Origin of the sequence: Shewanella sp. SM95 (assembly GCF_025653595.1) — a bacterium.
GTDB lineage: Bacteria > Pseudomonadota > Gammaproteobacteria > Enterobacterales > Shewanellaceae > Shewanella > Shewanella oncorhynchi.
Genome location: NZ_JAKKSE010000005.1, coordinates 120,590 through 134,749, shown reverse-complemented (window position 1 = coordinate 134,749; position 14,160 = coordinate 120,590). Strand labels below are relative to the sequence as shown.

The following is a 14,160-nucleotide window of genomic DNA, read 5'->3' as shown; positions in this document are numbered from 1 at the left end:
TAATCGTAAAATCACATTCTAGCGATTTTGACATCGCGGCTTTATCGCAATAAGACACAAATTGTGACCTCGGTCGGCGGATTTCCATTTCATTAATCAGGGCTGCGGCTATTTTCACTTTTTAAAGCCAAAGCCACTGAGTAGATTAGTGGTTATCATAGAACTTGTGGATGTTCAGCCATGTTATTACCAGATAAATTAGTGCAAATCGTTACTAGCCCGCTGCTTTCACCCAAGCAAAAATCCAACTATTTAGCATTAGAAGCGGAAGCCAGTTTGCCCTATATGTCGATATCGCCCGAGGTAAACGCGGCGATGAATGACGGTATTATTTGCGACATGTTTGAAGGCCATGCGCCTTTTAAACCACGCTATGTGTTGCCAGATTATGCCCGCTACCTTCAACAAGGCTCTGAATACTTAGAGTTATCAGCGGCAAAAAACTTGGACGAAGCCATCAATGCCTTAACGATTCTGTACCATCACGTGCCATCGGTGACCAATATCCCCGTGTATTTAGGTCAGCTGGATGACATTTTGATGCCTTTCGTTGAAGGAATAGATGCGGAAGTCCTTTATCGTAAATTAAAACTGTTCTGGATCATGCTCGACAGAACCCTGCCCGATGCCTTTATGCATGTGAATATTGGCCCTACAGATAACATCGTTTGCCGCACCCTACTGCGCATTGATGCCGAGTTAAAACAAGTTGCACCCAATTTGACTTTTATGTACGACCCCGCCGTCACGCCAGATGAATTGTTGTTGCTTGCGACCACCAATATTTGTCAGAGCAGTAAGCCACATATCGCGAATTACCCTCTGCATGCCAGTGCGTTTGATGAGCGCGGTTTTGGTATTGTGAGTTGCTACAACGCGTTGCCATTAGCGGGCGGCGCCAATACTTTAGTTCGACTTAATCTTAAAGAAGTGGCGTTAAAGGCCAATTCTATAAACGATTTTTTTGATACTGTATTGCCAAATTACTGCTCACTCACCTTCGAGCTCATTGAAGCGCGCTCGGTATTTTTGCATCAAGAATCACACTTCTTTGACAGCTTTTTAGTTAAAGAGCAATTGATTGATGAATCGCGCTTTGCACCCATGTTTGGTATTTACGGCATGGCAGAAGCCGTGAATATTCTGCGGACATTCACGACTACTGATGCAAAGAAGTTATCTCAACGAGATCAACACACTGGCTATGGTCATCAGGCAGATGCAAATCAACTTGGCTACCGTATTTCTGCCACGCTCGATGCCATAGTGAAATCCACACCCGTAGCCCATGGTTACCATGAGCGGGCACTACTGCATTCACAGGGCGGTATTAGTATCGACAACGATGTGACCCCAGGCGTTCGTATTCCCTATGGTACTGAACCGAATCCCATCGCCCATATTCAAGCCTTAGCGCAGCATCATCAGTATTATACGGCGGGGATTAGCGATATTTTGACCATAGATGAAACCGTGAAATCCAATCCTCAAGCCATGTTCCAACTGTGTAAAGCCGCGCTTGAGTTAGGTTTTAGGGAGTTTACCGCCAATGTCGCCTCTAACGATTTAATGCGCGTGACTGGCTATATGGTAAAACGCTCGGATATTGAAGCATTTAAACAGTGCGGATCGCGTCTCAATACCACAGGCTTAGCCGCAGAAGCTGCGGTTAATACGGGAATATTGCAACGACAAGCACGAGTTATCGCCCATGAACACTCCCCTTGTGTCTTTACATAGACACGCTATTGTCAGTCAGCTATTGCCCTTTTCATGCGTCGACGGGCCTGGCAGCAGGCTCGTATTATTCCTGCAGGGCTGCAACTATCAATGCAAAAACTGCCATAACCCACATACCATAGGCTTATGTGATGCTTGTGGCGATTGTGTCGCCACCTGCCCTGAAAATGCGCTGAAATTGATAAACCTCAATGATAAGCCTCGCATTCACTGGGATAATGAGCGTTGTAGCCAATGCGATACTTGTCTTGCCGTATGCCCGAAACAAGCGAGCCCTAAGGTCAGTCGTTACACCGTTGAGGAGATACTGACGATTCTCCATAGTCAGCGTCACTTTATTAATGGTATTACGGTTAGCGGCGGCGAAGCGAGTCTGCAACTGCCATTTATTCTTGCGTTGTTTAAAGGAATTAAGGCGACAGAGTCGTTATCACACTTAACTTGCATGCTCGACACCAATGGCAGTTTAAGTCTAACGGGATGGCATAAACTGCTGCCGTTTTTAGATGGCGCTATGGTGGATCTCAAAGCGTGGCAGCAAGATACCCATAGATACATTACTGGTCGTGATAACCATGCCGTGTTCAAATCAATCCAGTTATTGGCTAAACAGCAAAAACTGTATGAGGTGAGATTGCTGCACATTCCGAGCATCACGGATTATGAGGAAGAAATAGACGCACTAGCGACCTATTTACTTCTGCTAAGCCCAAATATGCGAGTTAAGTTAAATGCCTTTCACCATCATGGTGTTGTCGATGACGCACTCAATTGGCCAAGCTGTAAACAAGCCGATATTGAACGCTTAGCCGCAGCGCTTACAAAGCGAGGTGTAACCAATCTCGTGTTACCGTCCATCTACCTTTAACGACTGCAAAGCAAAATTTGCTCATAAAGCCAGCGCAGCGCGGGATCTTTCATGCTTTGACTATGCCAAACAAGGCTGTAAGCCACTTTGCCATATTCTATGGGTAAAGATTTAATCGTTAAGCCTTGAGCTTGGCTGGCGATGGATGCCCAGCGGCGCGAGCAGGTAAAGAGCAACTCACTGTGATGGCACATTAACGCCGCACTGCCAAAGTCTGGGACCGAAATGGGAACGGCACGTTTTTTAGATTGCTGGGCGAGCAAAATATCAAAAAAAGGCGTGCTCAAATCTGTGTCTGTAATGCCAATATGGCTAAAACTCAGGTAATCATCGAAGCTGATATGCGGCTGTTTAGCCAAGGGATGGGATGAATTCATCAGGCAGACCATTTCATCGCTGAATAAGGTTTCCCACACCAGATCGTCTTGAAGAGGATTAGGTTGACTCAGATCATGGGGTAACAGCACAAAGTCTAATGTACCTTTAAGCAATCCATCAAAACCAATATTGTCTTTACTGTAAATATCGAGGCGGATATTAGGAGCCAAGCTCAGAATATGGGCGCTAAGTTTGGCGGCCAGCAGTTCAAAGGTACTTTCGCGCATCGCAAGCGAAAAACGCCCCTCAAAATGAGCAGGGTTAAACGCATCCTGACTCATGATCTGATTCATATCATTGATCATTTGCTGCACGCTTGGGCCTAATCGTCTTGCCAATGGGGTTGCTACCAGTGAGTTGCCGTTACGATAGAACAGTTCATCGTTCAAGCTGTCCCTGAGCTGGCTTAAGGTTTTACTGACGGATGAGGGACTTAAACATAAACGTTCGGCGCTGGCGGTTACGCTCAAGGTATCGAGCATCACATGCAAAGTGATCAAATGCTTCATACTAATCCGCGAAAGCTTGGCCAAATCCATCGGTGACATCCTATTGATTTATCGTGTACACGCATTTAAAGATACGTTCTTTTAATCATGATAAACAATAGCATACAACTAACCCAGCATCTTATTCAGTAATGCGCGTCAGCTCACAGGCTTTCTCACAGCGAGTGTTCTTGAAGGCATCTGGTCTCAACGTCATCTTGCTTAACGCTATTGTCGATAAATTAAAGCTAACAAAAAAGCGAATGCATTTGAGCATTCGCTTTTGGGATGTCTCACTTGAGATGGCTAACTGATGATCAACATTCAATAAGCATAACGTTGATATTCAGGCAGAAAAGCCTAGACGCTAAGCGTCGCAAGCTAATGAGTGACTCAATACAGCTAAGCCTAGCTATGTTTGTTTGCAAACTCATTCATAAACTTGACCAAAGCAACTACACCATCGAGTGGCATTGCATTATAGAGGCTAGCACGCATACCCCCTACGATACGATGGCCCTTTAAGGCTACGAGTCCAGCTATTTGGGCTTGCTTTAGGAACTCACTATCGAGTGCTTCGTTGACTAATTGGAAAGTCACGTTCATTTGTGAGCGGTTCGCTGCAACAACCCCATTACGGTAGAAAGCATTACCATCAATGCATTGATATAACATCTGCGCTTTTTGTTGATTAATTTTTGCAATACTCGCAATGCCGCCAATGGACTTAAGCCAAGCAAAGACTTCAGCGGCGAGATACCAAGCAAAGGTTGGCGGTGTGTTGAACATAGAGTCATGCTCAACGGCTAAACGATAGTCCATGATGGACGACTGCGGTAAACTCGGCAGTTTTAACATGTCATCGCGCACTATCACTATCGACAGACCCGATGGACCTATGTTCTTTTGTGCGCCAGCGTAAATCAAACCGTAGCGGCTGACGTCGATTTCACGTGACATAATGGTTGACGATAAATCGGCAACAATTGGCCAAGGTGAGTCTAATTCATCAAAAATTTCGATACCATCTACTGTCTCATTAGGGCAATAGTGAACATAGCGATAATCGGCATCGATTTTATGTAAATCAGGTAAGACAACCGCATTGAGTCCATTGTGTTTTTCAACAATATTCAAGCTATCAATCTGCGCTTCACCCACGAGCTTTTGTGCTTCGGCTAACGCGGCAGATGACCATTGACCACTGACTAAATACAGGGCTCGGCCATGATTACCTAAAAAATTATTCACAACAGCGGAGAACTGTCCACGACCACCGCCGTGCATAAATAGCACATGGTAATTTGTGGGGATCTGCATCAGTTCACGTAAATCGGACTCGGCTTGTTGTGTAAGCGCGATGAACTCTTTACTTCGGTGGCTGATTTCCATCACGGAAACGCCTTGGCCATTCCAATCAAGTAATTCCTGTTGTGCTTTTTTCATTACCGCTGCGGGTAACATTGCAGGTCCAGCACAGAAATTATAAATCGCGCTCACTGACACTCTCCTTAATCCCAACCATGATGTAGGTATTGATAAATACGAAACCATTCTAAAATGAACAATGCTATCAACATCAATGCCATTAAAAAAACGAGCGTCCAATTGGACGCTCGTTAATATGACACTTAATTACTCTTCGTCTTGCTCATCATCAGCAAGCTCGTCTTCATCTTCGTCCAACTCTTCTTCGTCATCCAGCGCTTCTTCAAGCGCCTCGTCAGCTAATTCGCCTTCGACAATGACAGGAACAATCGGTAAACCGTTTTCATCCAGTTCGACTTCATCTTCTTCAGTTTGGATTTCGTCGATACGTTGTAGGCCGACCACTTTCTCGTCGCCCGCAGTACGGATAATCGTTACACCTTGAGTGTTACGGCCAATGATAGACACGCCGCTCGCAGGTGTACGCACTAAGGTACCTTTATCACTGATGAGCATCAGTTCGTCGTTAAGACCGACTTGAACAGCCCCAACAACAGCGCCGTTACGTTCGCTCACCTTGATTGAAACCACACCTTTAGTCGCACGGCTCTTCGCAGGATATTCAGACAGTTGCGTCCGTTTACCGTAACCGTTTTCAGTCACAGTCAGAATCGCGCCATCGCCTTTGGGTACAATAAGCGACACGACTTTCTGACCTTCTTCTAAACGGATACCACGAACGCCTGTTGCAGTACGGCCCATAGGACGTAAGGACAAGACTTCTTCACCGGTTTCAGGATCAGTTTTCACTTCGCCTGTTTCAGAATCACGAACTTTCTCACCAAAGCGAACCACTTTCCCTTCGTTCGAGAACAACATGATTTCGTCATCACCGTTAGTGATATCGACACCGATCAGTTGGTCACCGTCTTTGAGGTTAACGGCGATAATGCCGTTTGCACGTGGGTTGCTATAAGCAGTTAGTGCGGTTTTCTTCACAGTACCGTGAGAGGTCGCCATGATGATGTACTTGTCCGCAGCGTATTCACGTACTGGCAGAATCGCAGTAATGCGCTCGCCATCAGATAACGGCAGCAAGTTAACAATTGGACGACCACGTGCCGTACGGCTCGCTAATGGCAGTTGATACACTTTGAGCCAGTACATCTTACCAAAATCAGAGAAGCACAAAATGGTGTCATGGGTATTGGCAACTAACAGCTTCTCAACGAAATCTTCGTCTTTCACTTTAGTTGCCGCTTTACCTTTACCACCACGGCGCTGAGCTTGGTAATCGGTCAACGGTTGATACTTGGCATAACCTAAGTGCGACAGTGTTACTACAACGTCTTCTTCGTTGATCAAGTCTTCAAGACTCATATCAACTTCGTTGGCATTGATCACTGTACGGCGCGCATCACCATATTCTTCAAGGATTTGAACTAATTCTTCCTTGATCACTTCCATCAAACGCTCAGGACTGCGCAAAATAAACAGCAGACCCGCGATAAATTCGAGCAGTTCTTCGTATTCGGCGATGATCTTATCGTGCTCAAGACCGGTCAAACGGTGTAAACGTAGTTCCAGAATGGCCTGAGCTTGTTGCTCAGTCAGGAAGTATTGACCGTCACGAATACCGTATTGTGGCTCTAACCACTCAGGACGCGCGGCGTCATCGCCCGCTTTTTCCAACATACCTTGAACGTGGCCTAATTCCCAACCTTGCTCAACCAATTTCACTTTGGCATCCGCAGGGGTTGGTGAGGCTTTGATCAGTGCAATAATCGGGTCAATGTTAGCCAGTGCAACCGCCAGCGCTTCCAAAATATGGGCACGCTCACGGGCTTTACGCAGTTCGAATACGGTACGACGCGTCACCACTTCACGGCGATGCAGAATAAAACATTCGAGCATTTCTTTAAGGTTAAACAGTTTAGGCTGACCATTGGTCAGAGCCACCATGTTAATCCCGAAAGAACACTGCATTTGCGTTTGAGCATAAAGGTTATTTAGTACAACCTCGCCCACTTCACCGCGCTTAATTTCGATAACGATACGCATACCGTCTTTATCAGACTCGTCACGTAGACCGCTGATCCCTTCAAGCTTTTTATCTTTAACCAGCTCGGCAATCTTCTCGATTAAACGGGCTTTGTTCACTTGATACGGGATTTCAGTGACGATAATGCGCTCACGGCCATTATCTTCGGTTTCCACATCTGCCAGAGCACGCATGATCGCGCGGCCACGGCCAGTTTTATAGGCATCAATAATACCTTTACGGCCATTGATAATCGCTGCAGTGGGGAAATCCGGACCAGGAATGTATTCCATCAACTGTTCAATCGACAGTGAGGGTTCTTCAATCAATGCCAAACAGCCTTTCACGACTTCCGTTAGGTTGTGTGGTGGGATGTTGGTTGCCATACCCACGGCAATACCCGATGAACCGTTAATTAACAGGTTAGGTACGCGTGTAGGTAATACAGCTGGGATCTGTTCTGTGCCGTCGTAGTTAGGGACGAAATCCACTGTCTCTTTTTCAAGATCAGCCAGTAATTGGTGCGCTAACTTATCCATACGGATTTCGGTATAACGCATTGCCGCCGCTGAGTCACCGTCGACCGAACCGAAGTTACCTTGGCCGTCTACTAAGGTGTAACGCAGTGAGAATGGCTGGGCCATACGGACGATAGTGTCATAAACAGCAGAATCACCATGGGGGTGATATTTACCGATGACGTCACCGACCACACGGGCAGATTTTTTGTAAGGCTTGTTCCAATCGTTCTTCAATTCACTCATGGCAAACAGAACACGGCGATGAACCGGCTTTAAGCCGTCGCGCACGTCTGGTAATGCACGTCCCACGATAACGCTCATGGCGTAATCAAGGTACGAATTCTTTAGTTCGTCTTCGATATTAATTGGCGAAATAGATGATGCCAGATCAGTCATAAACTGCTCGTTCCCCTGAAAAATAGCCGACAACGTATAATCCGTATCATTGCCTAGCCCAAAAACGTGATTTGGCATTCTAACACAGTTATTTAATGTCGCCAGACCTATCATTATCGAATTGAGAGTCTGGTGGCTTAATAGATGAAAACACTGTCAATTTGGTCGTTTGTGCGATAAACAAGCGTTGAAATTCACGGCTTACGATGAGGAAAAATCGTCAAAGGGATAAAGTAAAAGGTCGATACGGAGCACAACAATTAACATAAAAGCAGATAACTGCTGAAAATTCACTCAACCACAAGGGCTTAGCTCAGTCGAGCACTTTGTTTATCAAACATAGTCGTTATAATAGCCGCACAATACAGCTTCTTCAGGTAATAGCATGCATCAGAATACCAATGTAGACCCACAGGAAATCGCAAAGTTTGAACGTATGGCCGAAACTTGGTGGGATCTCAACGGCGAATTTAAGCCGCTGCATCTATTAAACCCGCTGCGCTTAAACTATATCGATCAAACCGCTGGCGGTATTTTCGGGAAGAAAGTGCTCGATGTCGGCTGTGGTGGCGGCATTTTGTCTGAAAGCATGGCCCGCATCGGCGCCGAGGTTGATGGCTTAGATATGGGTGATGAGCCCTTAGAAGTCGCCCGCCTACATGCCCTCGAAACGGGTGTGAGCATTAATTATGTAAAAAATACTGCCGAGGCCCACAGCCAAGATCATCAAACCTATTACGATGTGGTGACCTGCATGGAAATGCTCGAACATGTACCCGATCCACAATCTGTGATTAAAGCATGCTGTGACATGGTCAAACCCGGTGGTCATGTGTTTTTCTCCACCATCAACCGCAACATTAAATCCTACGTGCACACCATTTTAGGTGCGGAATATTTGCTAAAAATGCTGCCAGTTGGCACCCACGAGCATAAAAAATTCATTAAGCCTTCGGAGCTGATTGAGCTAGTAGATAATACCGATCTTATCTGTACCGATGCCTTAGGGGTAAGCTACAACCCATTGACGGGCATTTTTCAGTACACGCCTAAGGTTGATGTGAATTACATGATAGCGACGCGTAAGGTTGATTAATATGAGTCTGGCACAGATCAAAGGCGTACTGTTCGATCTCGACGGCACCTTAGCCGATACCGCGCCGGATCTGGTGCAAGCCCTCAATTTAAGTCTTCAAGATGTCGGCATCGCCGCGCAGCCGTTAGCGGCCATGCGCTACGCCGCATCCCACGGCAGTTTTGCCTTAGTCGATGCCGCGATCCCTGATGCGGCAGAAGATCTTCGGTCTCAAGTTCAGCAAGGGCTACTCGCCCACTATCAGCGTATAAATGGCGATCACTGTGCGCTATTCACAGGCATAGCGGCATTACTCGACTGGCTCGAGTTAACTCAGCTGCCGTTTGGGGTGATCACCAACAAGCCTGCGCGCTTTACCCGTCCCTTATTGCGAAAACTGAATTTACACTTGCGTATGCCCGTTATCATTAGTGGCGATTCTACAAAACACCCAAAACCCCACACTGCACCTATGCTGTTAGGCGCACAACAGCTGAACTGTGCTCCAGAATACATTTTGTATCTTGGGGATGCCGAGCGAGATTTGCTCGCGGCCAAGGCTGCTGGCATGTTAGGCGGCGTGGCCCTATGGGGTTATCTGGGCGTGAACGACAAGCCGTTGCAATGGCCAGCGCACGCGCATTTTGCGAGCCCAACTGAGCTACATCAAGCACTAATCGAAGCATTGGCTTAACAACATCAACCAAAAACAGCGCCTACAATGCTCACGAATAAGGCATCCAATACGTAACTTCACTGACGAACATCAGTGTGTCAGCATACTATTTATGACCCACGGAAAAAGTCAGGCGGATAAAAGATCGGCACTCGTGAGCGATCGCGATCTAAAGAAAAGATCGCCTAAAAATCCCCCATGAGTGTGACACGCTAACCTGAAATTGAGCTTCAAGGTTAGTCGTTACTAACGCAAAATTTTATCCTCACGTTATCCACAAGATGTCCCCTGAATTCAGACTTGCAAATAGGGGCAAACCTCACTATCTTGTATCCCATATAATTTAAAACACCATATCTTGTGTATAGGTAACAATCAGACACACTAGAAGCTCGCCGCTTAATTGACTCGTTTGTAACCAGTCAGCTGTATTTAAGGGACGATTGTTGATTGTTTTACAAGGATACGTACGGTGATTTTGCTCACCTAAATACATATAAGAACCAAGGCCTATCTCCAAATGAATAGCACTATGACAGTCACAAAACGCTGTGGCGATCGTGAGAATATCGATCTCGAAAAAATACACCGCGTAATTACTTGGGCAGCCAAGGGATTAAAAAACGTTTCTGTTTCGGAAGTTGAACTTCGCTCACACCTACAGTTTTTCGATGGCATCCCAACCGAAGCTATCCATGAAACCATTATCAAGGCTGCGGCGGATTTAATTTCTCCAGAATCACCGGACTATCAGTTTCTTGCTGCCCGTTTAGCGGTGTTTCATTTGCGTAAGAAGGCCTTCGGTCAGTTCGAGCCGCCCGCATTGTATGCTCACGTGACTAAATTGGTTGAGCTGGGTAAATACGATCAACACATTTTAAGAGATTACACCCGCGAAGAGCTGGATGTGATGGATACCTATATCGACCATTGGCGCGATATGGATTTTTCCTACGCTGCGGTAAAACAGCTTGAAGGCAAATATTTAGTTCAAAACCGTGTGACCCACGAAATCTATGAGAGTGCGCAGTTCCTTTACATTTTGGTTGCGGCTTGCTTGTTTGCCCGTTATCCAAAAGAGACGCGCCTGAAATACGTTAAAGATTTCTATGACGCGGTATCAACTTTTAAACTGTCGCTGCCAACGCCAATTATGGCCGGTGTGCGCACCCCAACGCGTCAGTTCAGCTCTTGCGTACTGATCGAATGTGGTGACAGCTTAGATTCCATCAACGCGACCGCTTCGTCTATCGTGAAATATGTCAGCCAACGTGCGGGTATCGGTATTAACGCCGGTCGTATTCGTGCCTTAGGTAGCCCAATCCGTGGTGGTGAAGCCTTCCACACAGGTTGTTTACCTTTCTATAAGTATTTCCAAACCGCAGTGAAGTCGTGCTCTCAAGGCGGCGTGCGTGGCGGTGCTGCGACCCTGTTCTACCCTATTTGGCACTTAGAAGTCGAATCTCTGCTGGTATTGAAAAATAACCGCGGCGTCGAAGACAACCGTATCCGTCATTTAGACTACGGTGTGCAGTTGAACAAAGTCATGTATCAACGTCTGATCAAAGGCGAGAACATCAGTTTATTTAGCCCATCTGACGTACCTGGCTTGTACGATGCTTTCTTTGAAGATCAAAACGAATTCGAACGTTTATATGTGCAATATGAGCAAGACAGCAACATTCGTAAGAAAACGATAAAAGCCGTTGAACTGTTTTCACTGATGATGCAAGAGCGTGCCTCAACGGGCCGTATCTACATTCAGAACGTGGATCACTGCAACACTCACAGCCCGTTTGATTCAAAAGTCGCGCCGATCAGACAGTCTAACCTGTGTCTTGAAATCGCCCTGCCGACTAAACCATTAAACAACATCGATGATCCAGAAGGTGAAATCGCGCTTTGTACGCTGTCAGCACTTAACTTAGGTTCTATCAAAGAGTTATCTGATATTGAGCCATTAGCCGACCTCGCCGTACGCGCACTGGATAATTTATTGGATTATCAAGATTATCCTATCAAGGCCGCGCAAATCGCCTCGATGAATCGCCGTACTTTAGGCATAGGTGTGATCAACTTCGCTAACTATTTAGCGAAAAATGGCATGAAGTATTCTGATGGTAGCGCGAACGCTTTAACCCACAGAACCTTCGAAGCGATTCAGTACTATTTACTGAAAGCCTCAATGAACTTAGCCAAAGAGCAAGGGGCATGTCCGTTATTCCACGAGACCACTTACTCTCAAGGTATTTTGCCAATCGATACCTACAAACGTGACCTAGATAAAATTTGTGCTGAACCATTGCACTTAGACTGGGAATCACTGCGTAGCGATATCAAGCAATATGGCCTGCGTAACTCGACGCTGTCGGCATTAATGCCATCAGAAACCTCGTCGCAAATCTCCAATGCGACCAATGGTATTGAGCCACCACGTGGTCTTATCAGCGTGAAATCGAGCAAAGACGGTCAGCTAAAACAAGTGGTACCCGATTTCGATACACTGAAAGATAGCTATGAATTGCTGTGGAAAATGCCAAGCAACGACGGTTACTTACAGCTAGTGGGTATTATGCAGAAATTCGTTGACCAAGCGATTTCGGCTAACACTAACTACGATCCTTCACGTTTTGAAGGCCGTAAAGTGCCAATGCAAACCCTACTGAAAGATTTGCTCAATGCTTACAAGTTAGGTGTTAAAACGCTTTACTACCATAACACTCGCGATGGTGCGTCGGATTCACACGATGACATCACCAATTTAGAGAAAGAAGATGACGGTTGCGCCGGCGGCGCATGTAAAATCTAGTCTTTAACTTTAACGTTAACGGTTTTATAGGGATCCCTATTTAGTGGATCCCTATCCATTGGAAAAATAGCACCATGGCCTACTCTACCTTCTGTCAAACACCCAACGATGCCACCCGTGAACCTATGTTTTTAGGTCAATCGGTCAACGTGGCTCGTTACGATCAACAAAAATATGAAGTGTTCGAAAAACTGATAGAAAAGCAGTTATCTTTCTTTTGGCGCCCGGAAGAAGTAGACGTCAGTCGCGATAAGATTGACTACGGTGCATTGCCTGATCATGAAAAACACATCTTTATTTCGAATCTGAAATACCAAACCCTACTCGACTCGATTCAAGGCCGCTCGCCCAATGTGGCCTTTTTGCCGCTGGTGTCACTGCCTGAATTAGAAACCTGGATTGAGACTTGGTCTTTCTCTGAGACGATTCACTCGCGCTCATACACCCACATCATTCGTAATATCGTTAACGATCCTTCAGTGATCTTCGACGATATCGTTGTGAACAAAGAAATCTTAAGCCGTGCGACCGATATCGCCGCTTATTACGATCACTTGATCCAACTGACTCAGATATTCCATTTACTCGGTGCAGGAACCCATGTTATCGATGGCAAAGAAGTCATAGTCAACACCCGCACCCTGAAAAAAGCCTTGTACCTGTGCATGATGTCAGTCAACGCCCTAGAAGCTATTCGTTTCTATGTTAGCTTTGCCTGCTCATTTGCCTTTGCTGAACGTAAGCTCATGGAAGGTAACGCGAAAATCATTCGCTTAATCGCCCGTGATGAAGCCTTACACTTAAACAGCACTCAGCATATTTTAAGCATCATGCAAGGCGGTAAAGACGATCCAGAAATGGGTGAAATTGCTGCAGAATGCCAACAGGAAGCTTTCGATTTATTCTTCAAAGCCGCAGAGCAAGAAAAAGAATGGGCCAAATACCTGTTCAAAGACGGCTCTATGATAGGTTTGAATGAACAGATCCTGTGCCAATACGTTGAGTTTATTACTAATCAACGCATGAAGTCGGTGAATCTACCGCAACCATACCCAGAAATAACCAATCCATTACCTTGGATGAAAAACTGGTTAGAAAGCGATGCAGTGCAAGTTGCACCACAGGAAGTTGAAGTCTCTTCATACCTTGTCGGCCAAATCGACTCCGCGGTTGATGGTGATGAGTTCCTCGACTTCGATCTATAAGACACTTAAAAGTGACGTTACAAAATGGCATTAAAACAGTGACATCAAAAAAACGGCCACAAAACCTGTTTGCGAAGGCGCCAATCGTGCGCCTTCAAGGTCAACCTGTGTTGCTCTTTACCGAGCAACAAGGCACTTTGCTGCAAGCGCTCGAAGCCAAAAAAGTCAAAATCTTCTCAGAATGTCGCAACGGTTTCTGCGGTGCCTGCAAAACACGCGTCATCAGCGGAAAAGTCAGCTACTTAAACGAACCATTAGCCGAACTCAAACATGATGAATGTTTGCCCTGCTGCTGTGTGCCTACCGAAGATTTAGAGCTGGATCTATCACCTGAAGGTGCAGCTGTGGTCACCTATGCGTGTCAATCTCATCAGTATAAAGCCAGTTTGGCTAAGCCAAAGCAAACACAAAATGTAGCAAGTGACACACGCACGCAGAAACAGGCAGTGTTTGAAGACTCATAACGGCAAAACTCGATTGTTCAATAAGCTGCTTTAAACAAGATGTGGCGTTAAAACCCAAAATCGCTTTAAAA

At 45.9% G+C, this 14,160-nt stretch carries 10 protein-coding genes; 7 read left to right on the top strand and 3 right to left on the bottom strand.

What is annotated here, in order from left to right; genetic code table 11:
- Positions 1-180: 180 nt before the first annotated feature.
- Entirely contained in the window at positions 181-1,740 is a 1,560-nt protein-coding gene (locus tag L5M29_RS08660) for a YjjI family glycine radical enzyme (protein WP_263167344.1), read from the top strand.
- Positions 1,712-2,608: a YjjW family glycine radical enzyme activase gene (locus L5M29_RS08655; RefSeq protein WP_263167342.1), complete on the top strand. Its 897-nt coding sequence runs from the start codon at positions 1,712-1,714 to the stop codon at positions 2,606-2,608. Before L5M29_RS08660 ends, L5M29_RS08655 begins: the two co-directional genes overlap by 29 nt.
- Here the strand turns inward: L5M29_RS08655 and L5M29_RS08650 are convergent.
- The 3 genes from L5M29_RS08650 to gyrA all read right to left on the bottom strand — a co-directional run bounded on the left by L5M29_RS08650 (position 2,605) and on the right by gyrA (position 7,860).
- Positions 2,605-3,525 (bottom strand): LysR family transcriptional regulator, encoded by a 921-nt coding sequence (locus L5M29_RS08650; protein WP_263167341.1) that lies wholly within the window; start codon positions 3,523-3,525, stop codon positions 2,605-2,607. The genes L5M29_RS08655 and L5M29_RS08650 overlap by 4 nt on opposite strands.
- Positions 3,526-3,882: 357 nt before the next feature.
- Positions 3,883-4,974, bottom strand: coding sequence for a 3-phosphoserine/phosphohydroxythreonine transaminase (gene serC, locus L5M29_RS08645; protein WP_131524063.1), 1,092 nt, complete (start codon positions 4,972-4,974; stop codon positions 3,883-3,885).
- Positions 4,975-5,109: 135 nt separating this feature from the next.
- Positions 5,110-7,860: a DNA gyrase subunit A gene (gyrA, locus tag L5M29_RS08640; RefSeq protein WP_105253124.1), complete on the bottom strand. Its 2,751-nt coding sequence runs from the start codon at positions 7,858-7,860 to the stop codon at positions 5,110-5,112.
- Between the two features lie 385 nt (positions 7,861-8,245).
- Between gyrA and ubiG the strand changes: the two genes are divergently transcribed.
- The 5 genes from ubiG (at position 8,246) to yfaE (ending at position 14,089) form a co-directional block, all read left to right on the top strand.
- Positions 8,246-8,956 carry a bifunctional 2-polyprenyl-6-hydroxyphenol methylase/3-demethylubiquinol 3-O-methyltransferase UbiG gene (ubiG, locus tag L5M29_RS08635; RefSeq protein ID WP_263167338.1) on the top strand — a complete coding sequence of 237 codons (711 nt, stop codon included), beginning with the start codon at positions 8,246-8,248 and terminating at the stop codon, positions 8,954-8,956.
- A 1-nt stretch (position 8,957) separates the two neighbouring features.
- Positions 8,958-9,629 (top strand): HAD family hydrolase, encoded by a 672-nt coding sequence (locus L5M29_RS08630; RefSeq protein WP_212600984.1) that lies wholly within the window; start codon positions 8,958-8,960, stop codon positions 9,627-9,629.
- 502 nt (positions 9,630-10,131) lie between these two features.
- On the top strand, positions 10,132-12,420 hold the full coding sequence (gene nrdA / locus L5M29_RS08625) for a class 1a ribonucleoside-diphosphate reductase subunit alpha (protein ID WP_113940388.1): 2,289 nt from the start codon (positions 10,132-10,134) through the stop codon (positions 12,418-12,420).
- 74 nt (positions 12,421-12,494) lie between these two features.
- Complete coding sequence (nrdB, locus tag L5M29_RS08620; protein WP_028759863.1) at positions 12,495-13,625, top strand: class Ia ribonucleoside-diphosphate reductase subunit beta; 1,131 nt, start codon at positions 12,495-12,497, stop codon at positions 13,623-13,625.
- A gap of 38 nt (positions 13,626-13,663) precedes the next feature.
- A complete protein-coding gene (gene yfaE, locus L5M29_RS08615) occupies positions 13,664-14,089 on the top strand; it encodes a class I ribonucleotide reductase maintenance protein YfaE (protein ID WP_263167413.1) in 426 nt (141 codons plus the stop codon).
- Positions 14,090-14,160 lie beyond the last annotated feature (71 nt).

Coding starts and splice junctions, on each gene's coding strand:
- L5M29_RS08660 (WP_263167344.1), top strand. CDS start 181: ATGTTATTACCAGATAAATTAGTGCAAATCGTTACTAGCCCGCTGCTT.
- L5M29_RS08630 (WP_212600984.1), top strand. CDS start 8,958: ATGAGTCTGGCACAGATCAAAGGCGTACTGTTCGATCTCGACGGCACC.
- nrdA (WP_113940388.1), top strand. CDS start 10,132: ATGAATAGCACTATGACAGTCACAAAACGCTGTGGCGATCGTGAGAAT.
- L5M29_RS08650 (WP_263167341.1), bottom strand. CDS start 3,525: ATGGATTTGGCCAAGCTTTCGCGGATTAGTATGAAGCATTTGATCACT.
- ubiG (WP_263167338.1), top strand. CDS start 8,246: ATGCATCAGAATACCAATGTAGACCCACAGGAAATCGCAAAGTTTGAA.
- gyrA (WP_105253124.1), bottom strand. CDS start 7,860: ATGACTGATCTGGCATCATCTATTTCGCCAATTAATATCGAAGACGAA.
- nrdB (WP_028759863.1), top strand. CDS start 12,495: ATGGCCTACTCTACCTTCTGTCAAACACCCAACGATGCCACCCGTGAA.
- L5M29_RS08655 (WP_263167342.1), top strand. CDS start 1,712: ATGAACACTCCCCTTGTGTCTTTACATAGACACGCTATTGTCAGTCAG.